Below are 16,794 nucleotides of genomic sequence, written 5' to 3' on the forward strand. Positions count from 1 at the left end.
CGACACCTGGAGGCGGCTGGCCTCAGACGGGATTTCCCGCGGGGGCGCGCCAGCGGCCGCGCGGCGGCGCGCACGACCGGTGTCAAGGCCAAAATTTGCCGCGCTGCACGTCGAGGGGAGGGCGGCTTTCGGGTATAATCCGGCTTTCCCGCGAGCAATTACTGCGATGACCAAATTCGTTTTTGTCACGGGCGGCGTGGTTTCCTCTCTTGGTAAGGGAATTGCTGCCGCGTCTCTGGCCGCGATTCTCGAATCGCGTGGCCTCAAAGTCACCCTCCTCAAGCTTGATCCCTACATCAACGTCGACCCGGGCACGATGAGCCCGTTCCAGCACGGCGAGGTGTTCGTGACCGAGGACGGGGCGGAAACCGACCTGGATCTGGGCCATTACGAGCGCTTCATCAGCGCGAAAATGCGTCGTGCGAACAACTTCACGACCGGCCAGATCTACGAATCGGTGATCCGCAAGGAGCGCCGTGGCGAATATCTCGGCAAGACCGTCCAGGTCATCCCGCATATCACCAATGAAATTCAGGCCTTCGTCGAGCGCGGTGCGCGTTCGACGTGGGACGGCCATCCCGACGTGGCCATCGTCGAAATCGGCGGTACGGTCGGCGACATCGAGTCGCTGCCGTTCCTCGAAGCCGCGCGTCAGATGAACCTGCGCCTGGGCCGCAACAGCGTGGCCTTCGTGCACCTCACGCTCGTGCCGTACATCGCCACGGCCGGCGAACTCAAGACCAAGCCGACGCAACACAGCGTGCAGAAGCTGCGCGAAATCGGTATCTCGCCCAACGTGCTGCTGTGCCGCGCCGATCGCCAGATCCCGGAAGACGAGTGCGCCAAGATCTCGCTGTTCGCGAACATCCCGCAAGACGCCGTGATTTCGGTGTGGGACGTCGACACGATCTACAAGATTCCGCAAATGCTCCACGACCAGGGCATGGACAAGATCATCTGCGAGGAGCTGAAGATCGAAGCCAAGCCGGCTGATCTGTCCATGTGGACGCGTCTGGTGCACGCCGTCGAGAATCCCAAGCATGACGTGACCATCGGCATGGTCGGCAAGTACGTCGATCTGACCGAGTCGTACAAGTCGCTTATCGAAGCCCTGCGCCACGCCGCGATCCACACCGAGACGCGCGTGAACATCGAGTACATCGATTCCGAGCAGATCGAGAAGGACGGCACCGATGCGCTCAAGCATCTGGACGCCATTCTCGTGCCGGGCGGCTTCGGCCGCCGCGGTACCGAAGGCAAGATCAAGGCGATCCGCTACGCTCGTGAAAACCGCGTGCCGTATCTCGGCATCTGCCTCGGCATGCAGCTCGCCGTGATCGAATTCGCGCGCGACGTTGCCAAGCTGGCCGACGCCAACAGCACGGAATTCGAGCCGTCGACGCCGCACCCGGTCGTGGCGCTCATCACCGAGTGGCAGGACCGCGACGGCAAGATCGAGCAGCGCTCGGAGGACTCGGACCTGGGCGGCACCATGCGCCTCGGCTCGCAACGCGTGCCGGTCAAGAGCGACACGCTTGCTTCGCGCATCTACGGCGACACGGTCAACGAGCGGCACCGTCATCGCTACGAAGTCAACAACCACTACGTGCCGCAGCTCGAAGCCGCCGGTCTGGTGATTTCGGCGCGCACGCCGACCGAGAATCTGCCGGAAATGATGGAGTTGCCGCAGCAGGTTCACCCGTGGTTCGTGGGCGTTCAGTTCCACCCCGAGTTCACTTCGACGCCGCGTGACGGCCATCCGCTGTTCAAGGCATACGTCGAAGCCGCGCTGGCAGGGCAGCAAGCGCGCAAGAAAGCCGCTTAAAACCGAAGCGCCAGGGCGAGAAACAAGGAGTTCCCATGAAACTGTGCGGTTTCGAGGTTGGCCTGGACAAGCCGTTTTTCCTCATCGCAGGTACCTGCGTCGTCGAGTCGGAGCAGATGACGATCGACGTCGCTGGCCAGCTCAAGGAAATCACGAGCTCGCTCGGCATTCCGTTCATCTACAAGTCGTCGTTCGACAAGGCGAATCGCAGCTCGGGCAAGTCGTATCGCGGCCCGGGGCGCGAAGCCGGTCTGAAGATTCTCGAGGCGGTGCGTCGCCAGATCGGCGTGCCGGTGCTCACCGACGTGCATACCGAAGAGGACGTGGCCGTGGCCGCGCCGATCGTCGACGTGCTGCAAACGCCGGCGTTCCTGTGCCGCCAGACCGATTTCATCCGCGCCTGCGCTCAGTCGGGCAAGCCGGTGAACATCAAGAAGGGGCAGTTTCTCGCGCCGCACGACATGATCAACGTCATCGACAAGGCCCGCGACGCCGCGCGCGAAGCCGGCCTGCCCGACGACGTATTCATGGCCTGCGAGCGCGGCGTCTCGTTCGGCTACAACAACCTGGTCTCTGACATGCGCTCGCTGGCGATCATGCGCGAGACGGGCGCGCCGGTGGTGTTCGACGCCACGCACTCGGTGCAGTTGCCGGGCGGGCAGGGTACCAGTTCGGGCGGTCAGCGCGAATTCGTGCCGGTGCTCTCGCGCGCGGCTGTCGCCGTGGGCGTCTCGGGATTGTTCATGGAAACGCATCCGGACCCGGCGTGCGCGCTCTCGGATGGTCCCAACGCCGTGCCGCTCGGCCGCATGCGCGAGTTGCTCACCACGCTCAAGACCATCGACGCGGCGGTGAAGCAGGGCGAATTTCTGGAAAACAATTTCAACTGAAATGAGACACGCCGTCCTGGGGCCACTATCAGCACGCCCACAGGACGGGTATAGCGGCCCGACGCCTTGGCAGCCTGACGTCGAGTCGCTAAGCTTGGGAGCGCTGCGGCCTGACATGGCCGCCGCGCTGGCAAGCCTTCAAGAGGATGGCGCGTACCGAAGCCGTCCGACAGGCCGCCGTGCCTCATTTCGAGGCGTCGTTGTTCCCCCGTCTACGTATTGCCCCGCCGGTGCGCGCCCATGTGCCGCAACGGATTTCACGCCAGGGTTCGGTGCGCGCGGCTGCGCCCGATCTCGTCAGGCGTGCGGCGCGTAGTGAACAGCGGCGCAAAGCAGGATCCCTTTAAGCGTTTTTGTCATTCAGATACCGAGGAATACATGAGTGCAATCGTAGATATCATCGGGCGCGAAGTGCTGGACTCGCGCGGCAACCCGACGGTCGAGTGCGACGTGCTGCTGGAGTCGGGCGTGATGGGCCGCGCGGCAGTGCCGTCGGGCGCGTCGACCGGCTCGCGCGAAGCGATCGAGCTGCGCGACGGCGACAAGGCCCGCTATCTTGGCAAGGGTGTGCAAAAGGCTGTCGAGCACATCAACACCGAGATTTCGGAAGCGATCATGGGTCTGGACGCCGCCGAGCAAGCCTTCCTGGACAAGACGCTGATCGAGCTCGACGGCACGGACAACAAGTCGCGCCTCGGTGCGAACGCCATGCTCGCGGTGTCGATGGCCGTGGCCAAGGCAGCGGCCGAAGAGGCCGGCCTGCCGCTGTATCGCTACTTCGGCGGCTCGGGTGCCATGCAGATGCCGGTGCCGATGATGAACATCGTCAACGGCGGTGCGCACGCCAACAACAGCCTGGACATCCAGGAATTCATGGTGATGCCGGTTGGCCAATCGAGCTTCCGTGAAGCGCTGCGCTGCGGCGCGGAAATTTTCCATGCGCTCAAGAAACTCATCGCGGACAAGGGCATGAGCACGGCCGTGGGCGACGAAGGCGGTTTCGCACCGAACTTCGCGTCGAACGAAGAATGCCTCACGACGATCCAGCAGGCTGTCGAGAACGCCGGCTACCGTCTGGGCGACGACGTGCTGCTGGCGCTGGACTGCGCCTCGACCGAGTTCTACAAGAACGGCAAGTACGAGCTGGCCGGCGAAGGCCTGTCGCTCACCTCGGCCGAATTCGCCGACTACCTCGCCAATCTGTGCGACAAGTTCCCGATCGTCTCGATCGAGGACGGTATGTCGGAAGACGACTGGGAAGGTTGGAAAATCCTCACCGAGAAGCTCGGCAAGAAGGTGCAGCTCGTCGGCGACGACCTGTTCGTGACCAACACGAAGATCCTCAAGCAGGGCATCGAGCAAGGCGTGGCCAATTCGATTCTCATCAAGATCAACCAGATCGGCACGCTCACCGAGACGTTCGCCGCGATCGAGATGGCCAAGCGCGCCGGCTACACCGCCGTGGTGTCGCACCGCTCGGGCGAGACGGAAGACTCGACGATCGCCGACATTGCCGTGGGCACGAACGCCGGTCAGATCAAGACCGGTTCGCTCTCTCGCAGTGACCGTATCGCCAAGTACAACCAGCTGCTGCGCATCGAGGAAGACCTCGGCGACATCGCGTCCTACCCGGGCAAGGAAACGTTCTACAATCTGCGCTAATTCCGTTTCCCCGGGAGGCCGGGCCGGCATCCGTCGGTCGACGCTTCCCGGAATTCTTGCCAGGCGAAAGCATGCGAATGGTGACCTTGGTGCTGGTGTTGCTGCTGGCAGCAATCCAGTATCCGCTCTGGTTCGGCCACGGTGGCTGGCTCTACGTACACGAGCTGCGCGACGAGCTGAGCGCCGAACAGCAGAAGAACGAGCAGTTGAAGGAGCGTAACGACCGCCTTGCCGGTGAAGTGCAGGATCTGCAGGAGGGCACGGCGGCGATCGAAGAGCGCGCTCGTTTCGAGCTGGGGATGGTCAAGGACGGCGAAGTGTTCGTGCAGTTTGTCGCGCCGGACGGCAGTGGTGCGCCGCCGTCGGCGTCCGGGGCAGGGGCGCCGCTCGTCTCGCCGGCGGAGCCGGCCCACAAATCGGTGGCGGCTGCACCGCCCACGAATCCTCCGTCCCAGACGAAGGGGCGGGCACAGCGTCACTGATCGCGGTTGGCCCGGTCCGTCGGACCAGCCCGGGCAGCCCGGCGGGCCTGGCATGAAGCATAGGTCGTCAAACGAAAAGGCGTTCCCGAGGGAACGCCTTTTTCATGGGGATGGCCGGACGATGGCCTGCCAGGGCCGAATTTCGCACCGGCAGCCGTGCCGGCAGCGTCAGAAACCGACACTCACGCCGACCGACGAGCGCGGGCCATACCAGCCGGGTCCATACCAGCCGGGTCCATACCACCCCGGACCGTACCAGCCAGGGCCCCAGCCGCCATAGTAGGCACTGTCGGCGTAGCTGCGCAGGGCGGCGTCGATGGCGCGCTGTGCGCGTTCACGCTCGATGGTGCTTTCCTGCTCGTCGTAAATGCGCTTGTTCAGGCGGGTGAGGTCCTGCTTTTGCGCGTCGGTCATGGCGGACGGCGTCTCGGCGCCATCCGCAAGCCGGGCCGCCGGTGCACCGGGCGGTGGCAACTGCAACTGTGCGCAGCCGCCGGCCAGTGTCAAGGCGAGCACGCCTGCCACCATGGCAGGCCGCCGAACGCGCGGCAAACGAGCGAGAGCAGCGAATGACAACATGAACTTCCCTCGTGGATGGACGGTGGACGGTGCCCGCGGCAGCATTGAAGGCAAGTGCGGCGGACTCGACATCCGACCCGCAGGCAAGCCGGATGTCCCTGTGCCGATTCAATGCTGACGGGCCGGCGCGGCGTGCGACTGGTTCGTGAAGAGCTGCGCGGCGTCGACTTTGTCGAAATGATAGGCCTGGCGGCAGAACTCGCAGGCGACTTCCACGTTCGGACGCTCGTCGAAGATGCTCATCACTTCCGCTTCACCCAGCGTGCGCAGCATGTTGGCGACGCGCTCGCGCGAGCACGTGCAGCGAAATGCCGTGACCGACGGATCGAAGACGCGCACCGTCTCTTCCCAGAACAGGCGGTGCAGCAACGTCTCGCGATCGACGCCGAGCATTTCGTCGCGCTTGAGCGTGTTGCCCAACTGGCACACGCGATTCCACGTGTCCTCGTCATGCTCGGGCGCGCGTTCGGCGCCGGCGCCGGCCGTGCCGCCGTGGCCGGGCAGCTTCTGCAGCAGCATGCCGACGGCGTGCGTGTCGTCCGAGGCGAGCCAGAGGCGCGTGTCGAGCTGCTCCGAATGATGCATGTAGTGCTCGAGCACCGAGGCGATGTCCGGCAGTGGACCGTGCTCGTCCGAGAGCGGCACCACGCCCTGGTATGGCTGCTGGCCAGGCTGCTTCTCGCGCGGATCGAGCGTGATGGCGAAGTGCGCACGGCCGTTCACGTTGACGAGCGCCTTGAGCGTGGCGTCGTCGGGAATATCGCCGGCGTACTTTGCGGTGGCGCGCATCGTGAGATCGGCGTTGCATTCGACGACGATCATGCTGACCGGCCCGTCGCCATGCAGCTGCAGGATGAGGGCGCCGTCGAACTTCACGTTCGCGGTGAGCAGGGCGGCAGCGGCCATCATTTCGCCAAGCAGATGGCGAACGGCCGGCGGGTAGTCGTGGCGCTCCAGTACGGCGCGCCAGGTGGCGTCCAGGCTGACGTACTCGCCGCGCACCGGGGCGGCGTCGAACATGAATTTCTGAAGTTGATCGGACACGGTCGAATTCCTGAAAAATGCGGCAACGGCAGTCGTTGCGCGTCGGGCGTCGGGCGGCAAATACCGCAACAGCGGTACAACTGCCGCCAAGCGGCCCCGATCTTGCGCGATGGCCGATATCTGGCGCTCGAATGTTGCGTTAACTGGGGGCGCGCGCCGCAGTTTTCAACCCGTGGCGGCCGGCCCCGCGCACCGGGCAGCCGGCACGCGCCGCCGCCAGCCGGGCTTCAGCCGATGCGCACCAGTTGCTCCTTGAACACCTGACGGCGCGTGGCATAGGTGTCGGCGTTGCGCTTGAGGTTGGCGACTTCCTCGTCGGTCAGCTCGCGCACGACCTTGGCGGGCACGCCGAGGATCAGCGAACGGTCCGGGAACGTCTTGCGCTCGGTGACCAGCGCGCCGGCGCCGACGAGACTGTCGCGCCCGATCACGGCGCCATTGAGCAGCACGGCCTGAATGCCGATGAGCGAATTTTCGCCCACCGTGCAGCCGTGGAGCATGGCCTGATGGCCGACGCTGACCCCGGCGGCCAGCGTGAGCGGGTAGCCGGGGTCGGCATGCAGCACGGCGCCTTCCTGGACGTTCGTGCCTGCGCCGATCGTGATCGGCTCGTTGTCGCCACGAATTGCCACGCCCGGCCACACGCTGCTGTCTTGCGCAACGACCACCTCGCCGATGATGGTTGCGGTGTCGGCCACGAAAGCACTCTCGTGGATCTGCGGGGTCTTGTCTCCAAGTTTATAGATCGGCATGGCGGCGTCTGTTCGCGGTTAAAATCGACGAAATTGCTATTGTAACGTCATGGCCGATTTCACTCCTGCGCCCGTCGGGTGCGCCGCAGCCGATGCAGCCGATGCAGCCGGCGCGCATTCCCCGGCTTCGCCGCCCCCACTGACTTCATCGCCTGCATCGCCTTCATCGACCGTGGGCCCCGCGGGACCTGCGTCGCCCGCGGCGCCTCCCGTTCCCGCCGCGTGCGCCAGAGCGCTCGCGCTCGTGCTGCTGCGTCTGTGCGACCCGCGCGCCAAGGCCGACGGCGTGACGGCGCTTCGCGACGCGGTGAGCCGGGGCGAGGCGCGATGGAACCCGGCGCGGCGCTTCGAGGCGTGCGCAAAGGGGGCGGGGAACGCGCCGGAGGGCGACGAACCGGGTATTCCCGGCCGGCCCGCGCAGCCGCGTCTGGTGTCGCCGCGCGAACTCAAGCATCGCGCGGTCACGTCGGTGCCCGGGCGCGCGGCGCTGCTGCACGCGCTGGCGCACATCGAATTCAATGCGATCAATCTGGCGCTCGATGCCCTGTGGCGCTTCGACGGCCTGCCCGCCGCCTATTACGACGACTGGCTCCAGGTCGCGGCCGAGGAGGCCCATCACTTCTCGTTGCTCGCCGCGCATCTGCAAACGCTTGGCGATCAATACCACTACGGCTGCTTCCCGGCTCACGACGGCCTGTGGGAGATGGCCCGGCGCACCTCGGGCGACTGGCTCGCGCGCCTCGCGTTGGTGCCGCGCACGCTGGAAGCGCGCGGTCTGGACGCGAGCCCGCCGATTCGCGCCAAGCTCGCGAGCGCGGGCGACGCCGCGGGCGCGGCCATTCTCGACATCATCCTGCGCGACGAGATCGGCCACGTCGCCATCGGCAACCGGTGGTATCGCTGGGGATGCGAGCGCGCGGGCCTCGACCCGCTCGAGACCTACGACCGGCTGGCCGTGCAGTATCATGCGCCGCGCCTGCGCGGCCCGTTCAATCTGGCGGCGCGCCGCGCGGCCGGCTTCGACGAGGACGAACTCGCCGCGCTCCAGGCGGGCGAGCCGGCAGGTGAGTGAGCGCACCGCGCGGTGCGTACCTGCCCGGGCGGTGCGTCCTTTTTGACGCCGATATACTCGTCGTTCCTCGTTGTTTCGATCCTCACTATCCGCTTGCGCCATGACCGATTCGCGATCTGAATTCCTGACGGTGCGCGGCCTGCGCCATCACGTGCGGCAATGGGGCACGCCGGGCGCGCCGAAGCTGTTCCTGCTGCATGGCTGGATGGACGTTTCGGCCTCGTTCCAGTTCGTGGCCGAAACGCTCGCGCAGCGCTGGCACCTGCTCGCGCCCGACTGGCGCGGCTTCGGCCTGAGCGACTGGCCCGTGGCCGACGGCCGCTGCGGCAGCTACTGGTTTCCCGACTATCTCGCCGACCTCGAGGCGCTGCTTGACGTCTACACCGAGCCCGGCGAGGCGATCCATCTGATCGGACACAGCATGGGCGGCAACGTGGCGTGCCTCTATGCCGGCGTGCGGCCAGCGCGGGTGCGGCGCCTGGTGAATCTGGAGGGCTTCGGCCTGCCGCCGTCGCAGCCGAGCGCGGCGGTTCGCCAACTCGGGCGCTGGCTCGACGACCTGCGAGACGCGCCCACACTGCGCCCGTATGCCACGCTCGAGGACGTGGCGGCCCGCCTGCGCAAGACCAATCCGCGTCTCGCCCCCGCGCGCGCCGCGTGGCTCGCGCAACGCTGGGCGCGGCAGGAGCGCGACGGGCAATGGCATCTGCTTGCCGATGCCGCGCACAAGATCGCGAACCCCTATCCGTACCGGCTCGACGAAGCCATGGCCGTGTGGCGCAACGTCAGCGCGCCGGTGCTGCACGTGCAAGCGAGCGACTCGGAAGTGCTGCGGCACTTCGTCGGGGCGCAGGGCACGGATGCGTTTCGCGAGCGATTCAAGGCGTTTCCGAATTTGACCGAAGCTTTCGTGGACGACGCCGGCCACATGCTCCATCACGACCAGCCGGCGGCCGTGGCGCGCCTGATCGACGAGTTCTGCCGGGACTGATGCGGCCGCGTGCGGGCGGGCGCCTGCCTGGCAACTCGCGTCGCGTGCACTTGAGCGGTAGAATGAACTCGTCATCACAGCGTCATTTGCCGGCGACGCGCCCGCCCGAGTTCTCGCGCGACGCGGCGTTGCCCGGCGGCCCATCATGCTCAACGCGGATCTTCACTGTCATTCCAAGGTGTCGGACGGCACGCTCACGCCCTCCGAAGTGGCGCAGGTCGCGTTCGAGGCCGGTGTCGACCTGTGGGCGCTTACCGACCACGACGAAGTGGGTGGACAACGCGAAGCCCGTGCGGCGGCCGAGGCGCTGGGCATGCGTTACGTGAGCGGCGTCGAAATTTCGATCACCTGGGCGAACCGCACGGTGCACATCGTCGGCCTGAATATCGACGCCGAGAACCGCACGCTCGTCGAAGGACTGAGCGCGACGCGCGGCGGCCGGGCGGCACGCGCCATGCAGATGAGCGAGCAACTGGCCGCTGCCGGCATTCCGGGCGCCTACGAAGGCGCGTTGCGCTTTGTCGGCAATCCCGATCTGATCTCGCGCACGCACTTCGCCCGGTATCTCGTGGAGATCGGCAAATGCGCGTCGGTCTCCGACGTGTTCGCGAAATACCTCTCCGAGGGGCGCCCGGGCTACGTGCCGCACCGGTGGGCCACGCTCGAGGAGTCGGTCGGGTGGATCCGCGGCGCGGGCGGTATCGCCGTCGTGGCGCACCCGGGCCGGTACAAGTTTTCGCCGGTCGAGTTCGGCGCCCTGTTCGACCGGTTCCGGGAACTGGGCGGCGAAGCCATCGAAGTGATCACCGGCAGCCATACGCCCGAGCAGTATCGCGAGTACGCCGACGTGGCGCGCCAGTACGGCTTTCTGGCCTCGCGCGGCTCGGATTTCCATGGACCGACCGAGAGCCGCGCGCTGCTCGGCAAACTGCCGCCGCTGCCCGACGATCTCACCCCGGTCTGGAGCCGCTGGCAGTAACCTTCCGACGCTATGTCGCAATTCTTCCAGATTCATCCGGAAAACCCTCAGCCCCGCCTGATCAAGCAGGCCGCCCAGATCATCGATCGGGGCGGCATCGTGGCGTTGCCGACCGACTCGAGTTACGCGATCGCGTGCCACATCGACGACAAGGGCGCCGTCGACCGTCTGCGCCGGATCCGCGGCCTCGACGAGAAGCAGTTGCTGTCGCTGCTCGTGCGCGACCTGTCGGAACTGGCCGAATTCGCCATCGTCGACAACCGGCAGTACCGGCTGATCAAGACGACCACGCCGGGCCCCTACGTGTTCATTCTCGAGGCGACGAAGGAGGTGCCGCGCCGGCTCTCGCACCCGTCGCGAAAAACGATCGGGCTGCGCGTGCCTCAGCACGCGATCACGCTGGCGTTGCTCGAGGAACTCGGTCAGCCGCTGCTGGCCACGACGCTGATCCTGCCCGGCGAGACCGAGCCGCTGAATGACCCGGAGGAGATCCGCGCGCGGCTCGAGAAGCAACTGGATCTCGTCGTCGACGGCGGGGCCTGTCCCAAGGAGCCATCCACGGTGGTGGACCTGACGGTCACGCCGCCGGAGGTGCTGCGTCGGGGGCGCGGCTCGCTGGCGCCGTTCGGCTTGACCTGACGCGGCGTGCCGGCCGCTTGGCAATGCGCCGTAATACTGGCGCGCGGGTCGGCTTGTTACAATAGCCGGCTATGAATGCAGACCTCATCCAGACCATCGCGGTCTACGCGCTTCCCGTCCTCTTTGCGATTACGCTGCACGAGGCGGCGCACGGTTACGTCGCCAAACATTTCGGCGATCCCACGGCGTTCCTCATGGGGCGCGTGACACTCAATCCGCTCAAGCACATCGATCCGATCGGCACGATTCTGGTGCCGCTTGCGCTCTACTTCATGACGAGCGGGGCGTTCCTGTTCGGATACGCCAAGCCGGTGCCGGTGGCGTTCGGCAGCTTGCGCAATCCGCGCGTCGATACGATCTGGGTGGCACTGGCCGGGCCGCTGTGCAATTTCGTGCAGGCCGTCCTTTGGGCGGTGCTCGCGATCGGGCTGCAGTTTGCCGGGGTGCACGAGCCGTTCTTCATGATGATGGCGCAGGCCGGACTCGTGGTGAACCTCGTGATGTGCATGTTCAACCTGTTTCCCGTCCCGCCGCTCGATGGCGGCCGCGTGCTCGTGTCGCTGTTGCCCGCGCGTGCGGCCTACACACTCTCGCGCCTGGAGCCGTATGGTTTTTTCATCGTGATGGCCCTGGTGGTGAGCGGCGTGCTGGGCCGCCTGTGGCTCTGGCCGCTCATCCAGTGGGGGCGCGACGTCATCCTCTGGATGCTCACACCGCTGCTGTCGCTGATTTCCTGAAGTTTTTGCACACGATAACGAGACCATGTACCCCGAACGCGTTTTCTCCGGCATGCGACCGACCGGCCGCCTGCACCTCGGCCACTATCACGGTGTGCTCAAGAACTGGATTCAGCTCCAGTCCGAGTACCCGTGCTACTTCTGCGTGGTCGACTGGCACGCGCTCACCACGCACTACGAAACGCCGGACGTCATCGAGCAGAACGTATGGGATGTGCTGATCGACTGGCTGGCCGCAGGGATCGATCCGAATCAGGCCACGCTGTTCATTCAGAGCAAGGTGCCCGAGCATGCGGAACTGGCGTTGCTCATCGGCATGAGTACGCCGCTCGGCTGGCTCGAGCGCGTGCCGACGTACAAGGAGCAGATCGAGAAGCTCAAGGAGAAGGACCTGTCGACGTATGGCTTCCTTGGCTACCCGGTACTCATGGCGGCGGACATCCTGCTGTACCGCGCGCTGCACGTGCCGGTCGGCGAGGACCAGGTGCCGCACGTCGAAATGACGCGGGAGATCGCGCGCCGCTTCAACTATCTGTACGGCCGCGAAGCGGGCTTCGAGGAGAAGGCGCTCGCCGCGGCGCGCAAGCTCGGCGGCAAGCGCGCGAAGCGCTATCTGGAGTTGCGCACGGCGTATCAGGAGCAGGGCGACGACGAAGCGCTGGAGCAGGCGCGCGCCATGCTCTCCGAGTCGCAGTCGCTGTCGATGGGCGATCGCGAGCGTCTGTTCGGCTATCTCGAAGGCTCGCGCAAGCTGATCCTGGTCGAGCCCCAGGCACTGCTCACGCCGGCCTCGCGCATGCCGGGGCTCGACGGTCAGAAGATGTCCAAGTCTTACAACAACACCATCGGGCTGCGCGAAGACGCGGAATCGATTACCAAGAAAGTGCGCACGATGCCGACGGATCCGGCGCGCGTGCGACGCACGGACCCGGGCGATCCGGACAAGTGCCCGGTGTGGCAACTGCACCAGGTCTACAGCGACGATGACACGCGCGAGTGGGTGCAGAAGGGATGCCGCAGCGCGGGCATCGGTTGCATCGAATGCAAGCAGCCTGTCATCGAGGGCATTCTTCGCGAGCAGCAGCCGATGCTCGAACGCGCGCAGAAATACATGGACGACCCGTCGCTGCTGCGCGCCATCGTGGCCGACGGCTGCGAGAAGGCGCGCAAGTCCGCGCAGGAGATCATGCGCGACGTGCGCGAAGCCATGGGGCTGCAGTATTCATGACGACCACCGTGTCGGGCGCGAGCATGCAGGCGCACGGTGGGGGCGCGCCGTCGCCGTGGCTACTGCGCTGGGCGCATCTGATCCCGCCCGGCGCTCACGTGCTCGATCTCGCGTGCGGGCAGGGCCGTCATGCGCGATGGCTCGCCGCGCGCGGCGCCCACGTCACGGCGATCGACCGCGATGCCGCGGCGCTTGCCACGATGTCAACGCTGGAAGGCGTCGCGCCGGTCGTTGCCGACCTGGAAGGCGCGCCATGGCCGCTTGCCGAGGACGCGGCGTTCGATGCGGTCGTCGTCACGAACTATCTGCACCGCCCGCTGCTCGCGCGCATTGCCGCGAGCGTGGCGCCCGGCGGCGTGCTGATCTATGAAACGTTTGCCCAGGGAAACGAAAGGTACGGAAAACCGTCCAATCCGCAGTTCTTGCTGGCGCCGGGTGAACTGCTCGACGTGGCCCGCGGCGCCGGGCTGCGCGTCGCGGGTTACGAGGACGTCACGCTGCATACGCCGCGCGCGGCCTGCGTGCAGCGTTTATGCGCGACACGCGCGGTTCCCGGGGAAAACCCCGGCACCGCCGCGCTGTACGAGCCGACGGCGTAATCCGCTACAATCCACCCTTATCGCTGAATTGTTCGATCAACCATGACTACCCAAACCCCGATTCAAGGCAGTATCGTCGCGATTGTCACGCCGATGGCAGAGGACGGCAGCCTTGACCGCGAAGCCCTGCGAAATCTGATCAACTGGCATGTCGACGAAGGCACGGACGGTATCGTGATCGTCGGCACGTCGGGCGAATCGCCGACGGTCAACGTCGAAGAGCATTGCGAACTCATCGAGATCGCCGTGCAGCAGGCCGCGGAAGCCGGCAAGTCGCGCGGCCGCAAGGTGCCCGTGATTGCCGGCACGGGCGGCAACTCGACGGCCGAGGCCATCGAACTCACGAAGCACGCCAAGAAGGTCGGCGCCGATGCGTCGCTGCAGGTCGTGCCGTACTACAACAAGCCCACGCAGGAAGGTCAGTACCAGCACTTCCGTGCCATCGCCGAGGCCGTCGAGCTTCCGGTCATCCTCTATAATGTGCCCGGCCGTACCGTGGCCGACGCGAGCAACGACACGCTGCTGCGTCTGGCCCAGGTGCCCGGCATCGTCGGCGTGAAGGACGCCACGGGCAATCTGGATCGCGGCATCGACCTGATCCGTCGTGCCCCGAAGAGCTTCGCCGTGTACAGCGGCGACGACCTGACGGCCGTTGCGCTCATGCTCATGGGCGGTCAGGGTAATATCTCGGTCACCGCCAACGTGGCGCCGCGCGCCATGCACGAACTGTGCGCCGCTGCCCTGGCCGGCAACGTGACCCGGGCGCGCGAGCTGCAGTTCCAGTTGTTCGAATTGCACCGTGCCATGTTCGTCGAAGCCAATCCGATTCCTGTCAAATGGGCGCTGTACAAGATGGGCATGATCGCGTCGGGCATTCGCCTGCCGCTCACGCCGCTGGCACAGCCCTATCAGGAAACGGTGCTGGCAGCGCTCAAGTCGGCGAACATCGCCGTCGTCTAAGCCGTCGTTCAGGCACCCGGGATCGACCCACCCTTTTTTTGCGACTCATGAAACGAATCGTCAGTAATTCCGTAGCTCGTCCCGTGCTGGCATGGGCCGCTATTGCCTCGTTGGCCCTCGTTGCCGGATGCAGTTCGCTCTCGAGCGCCTTGTCGTCGGACAAGGTCGACTACAAGAGCGCGAAGTCCGGCCCTTCGCTCGACGTTCCGCCGGATCTGACGAACGTTCAGGCCGCCGACCGCAAGTACGTGACGCCGGGCGGCACCGCGACGCTGTCGACCTACGAGAACCAGCAGAAGGTCGTGGCTGCCAATCCGACGGACAATGTGCTGCCGTCCGTGCCGGGGATGAAGGTCGTGCGCGACGGCAACGAGCGCTGGCTGGTGATTCAGAAGGCGCCGGGCGATCTGTGGCCGACGCTGCGTGAATTCTGGCAGGAAAACGGCTTCGTGCTGACGATCGATTCGGCCGACACGGGCGTGATGGAAACCGACTGGGCCGAAAACCGCGCCAAGCTCAACCAGGACATCATCCGCGATCTGCTGGGCAAGGTGCTCGACGGCCTATACTCCACGGGCGAGCGCGACCGCTTCCGCACGCGCGTGGAGCGCGACCCGAACGGCGGCACGGACATCTACATCACGCACCGCCGCATGGTCGAAGTGTTCACGAACTCGCAGAAGGACACGACCAAGTGGGAGCCGGCGCCGAACGACCCCGGTCTCGAAGCGATCATGCTCACGAAGCTGATGCAGCGCTTCGGTGCTCAGGCCGAACAGGCCAAGGCGCAGGTCGAGAACGCCAAGTCCGGCGGCCCGACCGCGCAGGTGGTCAAGACGGCAGACGCCGCCTACCTGGACATCAACGAGCCGTTCGACCGGGCGTGGCGCCGAGTCGGGGTGGCGCTCGATCGCGGCAACTTCACCGTGGACGATCGGGACCGCGCGAAGGGCCTGTATTTCGTGAGCTATGTCGACCCGTCGTCGCTCGCGAAGGACAACGGCTTTTTCTACAGCCTGTTCCATGCGAAGGAAGTGCAGGACAGCAAGAAGGCGAAGAAGTACAGCGTGAACGTGCAGGGCCGCGGCGAGAGCCAGACCCGCGTGCAGGTGCTCGACGACAAGGGCAACGTCGACAACTCGCAGATCGCGCAGACCATCATCAGCGTGATCAGCAACCAGCTCCGTTAAGGCGGAGCGTGAGGTTCGCAAGTCTGGGCAGCGGCAGCGAAGGCAATGCCCTGCTGGTGGAGGCGTCGGAAGGCGTCTCCACGACGCGCATTCTCCTCGATTGCGGCTTCTCGATGCGGGAGATCGAGCGGCGTCTCGCGGCGCGCTCGATCGACGTGGCCTCGCTTGATGCCCTCGTCATTACGCACGAGCACGCCGACCACATCGGCAGTGCACTCTCCCTCACTCGCAAGTATCGGATTCCGCTCATCATGAGCTGGGGGACGGGGCAGGCCGTAAAGGTCCATGCCGCGCTCAAGGGCGATGACGATGTCGCGCTGGTGCGCTGGTGCCGCTCCGACGAGCCGCTTGCCGTGGGCGATATCGAGCTTCATCCCTACACCGTGCCGCACGACGCGCGCGAGCCCCTGCAATTCGTGTTCTCCGACGGCGCGCGCCGTCTCGGCGTGCTCACGGACGCCGGGTGCCCGACCGCGCACCTGATTGCAACGCTCGGCGGCTGCGATGCGCTGGTGCTCGAATGCAATCACGATCGCGAGATGCTAGCCAACAGCAAGTATCCGCCGTCGCTCAAGGCACGTATCGGCGGCACCTATGGACATCTGGCCAACGATGCTGCGGCGGAAATTCTCGGTGCGATTGACCGTGCAAAACTCCAGCGAGTGATCTGCGCGCACCTCAGCGAGCAGAACAATACGCCCGAACTGGCGATGGCCGCGATGGCCGCCGTGATCGGCTCGGAGGCGACGGAGATTCTCGTGGCGACGCAGGCCGGGGGATTCGACTGGCTGACGTGCTGATGAGCGTGGGCGCAGACGTGCGGACAACAAAAAAGCCGGTCGAGAGACCGGCTTTTTTTTGCTCAACTGCCTTGCGGCAGCGAGAGCTTACTTGCTGGCAGCAGCGTCAGCGGCCGAAGCAACTGCGTCGGCAGCAGCACCAGCGGCCGAAGCGGCCGTGTCAGCAGCAGCGCTGGCAGCCGAAGCAGCCGAGTCAGCAGCAGCGCCAGCAGCCGAAGCGGCGTCCGAAGCAGCCGTAGCAGCCGAAGCGGCAGCGTCAGCAGCCGGAGCGGCGGCTTCTTCCTTCTTGCCGCAGGCGGTCAGGGCGATAGCCAACAACGAAGCGACGAGGAGAGACTTCTTCATGATCACGTCCTTTTATGGTA

Annotated in this window: 18 protein-coding genes; 14 read left to right on the top strand and 4 right to left on the bottom strand. The window is 65.7% G+C overall.

Features of this window, described 5'->3' with window-relative positions:
- The first annotated feature begins 166 nt into the window (after nucleotides 1–166).
- From pyrG to ftsB, 4 genes are all read left to right on the top strand, one after another.
- A complete protein-coding gene (gene pyrG, locus PNO31109_RS07745; protein ID WP_150555024.1) occupies nucleotides 167–1,825 on the top strand; it encodes a CTP synthase in 1,659 nt (552 codons plus the stop codon).
- A gap of 35 nt (nucleotides 1,826–1,860) precedes the next feature.
- On the top strand, nucleotides 1,861–2,715 hold the full coding sequence (kdsA, locus tag PNO31109_RS07750) for a 3-deoxy-8-phosphooctulonate synthase (protein ID WP_150555025.1): 855 nt from the start codon (nucleotides 1,861–1,863) through the stop codon (nucleotides 2,713–2,715).
- Between the two features lie 378 nt (nucleotides 2,716–3,093).
- Nucleotides 3,094–4,377, top strand: a complete 1,284-nt coding sequence (gene eno, locus PNO31109_RS07755; protein WP_150555026.1) for a phosphopyruvate hydratase — start codon at nucleotides 3,094–3,096, stop codon at nucleotides 4,375–4,377.
- Nucleotides 4,378–4,448: 71 nt separating this feature from the next.
- Nucleotides 4,449–4,859: a cell division protein FtsB gene (ftsB, locus tag PNO31109_RS07760; protein WP_150555027.1), complete on the top strand. Its 411-nt coding sequence runs from the start codon at nucleotides 4,449–4,451 to the stop codon at nucleotides 4,857–4,859.
- Nucleotides 4,860–5,027: 168 nt separating this feature from the next.
- Here ftsB and PNO31109_RS07765 read toward each other — a convergent pair whose 3' ends face one another.
- The 3 genes from PNO31109_RS07765 to PNO31109_RS07775 form a co-directional block, all read right to left on the bottom strand.
- Nucleotides 5,028–5,438: a hypothetical protein gene (locus PNO31109_RS07765; RefSeq protein WP_150555028.1), complete on the bottom strand. Its 411-nt coding sequence runs from the start codon at nucleotides 5,436–5,438 to the stop codon at nucleotides 5,028–5,030.
- A gap of 108 nt (nucleotides 5,439–5,546) precedes the next feature.
- Nucleotides 5,547–6,482, bottom strand: a complete 936-nt coding sequence (gene hslO / locus PNO31109_RS07770) for an Hsp33 family molecular chaperone HslO (RefSeq protein WP_150555029.1) — start codon at nucleotides 6,480–6,482, stop codon at nucleotides 5,547–5,549.
- 227 nt (nucleotides 6,483–6,709) lie between these two features.
- Complete coding sequence (locus PNO31109_RS07775; protein WP_150555030.1) at nucleotides 6,710–7,234, bottom strand: gamma carbonic anhydrase family protein; 525 nt, start codon at nucleotides 7,232–7,234, stop codon at nucleotides 6,710–6,712.
- Nucleotides 7,235–7,283: 49 nt separating this feature from the next.
- On the opposite strand from PNO31109_RS07775, the gene PNO31109_RS07780 reads away from it, so the two are divergent.
- From PNO31109_RS07780 to PNO31109_RS07825, 10 genes are all read left to right on the top strand, one after another.
- A complete protein-coding gene (locus tag PNO31109_RS07780; RefSeq protein ID WP_150555031.1) occupies nucleotides 7,284–8,306 on the top strand; it encodes a ferritin-like domain-containing protein in 1,023 nt (340 codons plus the stop codon).
- A gap of 100 nt (nucleotides 8,307–8,406) precedes the next feature.
- Complete coding sequence (locus PNO31109_RS07785) at nucleotides 8,407–9,297, top strand: alpha/beta fold hydrolase (RefSeq protein ID WP_150555032.1); 891 nt, start codon at nucleotides 8,407–8,409, stop codon at nucleotides 9,295–9,297.
- A 145-nt stretch (nucleotides 9,298–9,442) separates the two neighbouring features.
- Nucleotides 9,443–10,276 carry a 3',5'-nucleoside bisphosphate phosphatase gene (locus tag PNO31109_RS07790; protein WP_150555033.1) on the top strand — a complete coding sequence of 278 codons (834 nt, stop codon included), beginning with the start codon at nucleotides 9,443–9,445 and terminating at the stop codon, nucleotides 10,274–10,276.
- A gap of 12 nt (nucleotides 10,277–10,288) precedes the next feature.
- Nucleotides 10,289–10,915, top strand: a complete 627-nt coding sequence (locus PNO31109_RS07795) for an L-threonylcarbamoyladenylate synthase (protein WP_150555034.1) — start codon at nucleotides 10,289–10,291, stop codon at nucleotides 10,913–10,915.
- Nucleotides 10,916–10,986: 71 nt separating this feature from the next.
- Entirely contained in the window at nucleotides 10,987–11,652 is a 666-nt protein-coding gene (locus PNO31109_RS07800) for a site-2 protease family protein (protein ID WP_150555035.1), read from the top strand.
- Nucleotides 11,653–11,677: 25 nt separating this feature from the next.
- Nucleotides 11,678–12,880, top strand: coding sequence for a tryptophan--tRNA ligase (locus tag PNO31109_RS07805; RefSeq protein ID WP_150555036.1), 1,203 nt, complete (start codon nucleotides 11,678–11,680; stop codon nucleotides 12,878–12,880).
- Complete coding sequence (locus PNO31109_RS07810; protein WP_174966323.1) at nucleotides 12,877–13,479, top strand: class I SAM-dependent methyltransferase; 603 nt, start codon at nucleotides 12,877–12,879, stop codon at nucleotides 13,477–13,479. The genes PNO31109_RS07805 and PNO31109_RS07810 overlap by 4 nt, the downstream gene beginning before the upstream one ends.
- Before the next feature lie 42 nt (nucleotides 13,480–13,521).
- Complete coding sequence (gene dapA / locus PNO31109_RS07815) at nucleotides 13,522–14,439, top strand: 4-hydroxy-tetrahydrodipicolinate synthase (protein WP_150555037.1); 918 nt, start codon at nucleotides 13,522–13,524, stop codon at nucleotides 14,437–14,439.
- 47 nt (nucleotides 14,440–14,486) lie between these two features.
- Nucleotides 14,487–15,629 (top strand): NlpB/DapX family lipoprotein, encoded by a 1,143-nt coding sequence (gene bamC, locus PNO31109_RS07820; protein ID WP_150555038.1) that lies wholly within the window; start codon nucleotides 14,487–14,489, stop codon nucleotides 15,627–15,629.
- 8 nt (nucleotides 15,630–15,637) lie between these two features.
- Nucleotides 15,638–16,429 (top strand): MBL fold metallo-hydrolase, encoded by a 792-nt coding sequence (locus tag PNO31109_RS07825; protein WP_150555039.1) that lies wholly within the window; start codon nucleotides 15,638–15,640, stop codon nucleotides 16,427–16,429.
- An 87-nt stretch (nucleotides 16,430–16,516) separates the two neighbouring features.
- Here PNO31109_RS07825 and PNO31109_RS07830 read toward each other — a convergent pair whose 3' ends face one another.
- Entirely contained in the window at nucleotides 16,517–16,774 is a 258-nt protein-coding gene (locus tag PNO31109_RS07830) for a hypothetical protein (RefSeq protein WP_174966324.1), read from the bottom strand.
- Nucleotides 16,775–16,794: the final 20 nt, after the last annotated feature.

It is taken from the genome of Pandoraea nosoerga (genome assembly GCF_902459585.1).
GTDB classification, from domain to species: domain Bacteria; phylum Pseudomonadota; class Gammaproteobacteria; order Burkholderiales; family Burkholderiaceae; genus Pandoraea; species Pandoraea nosoerga.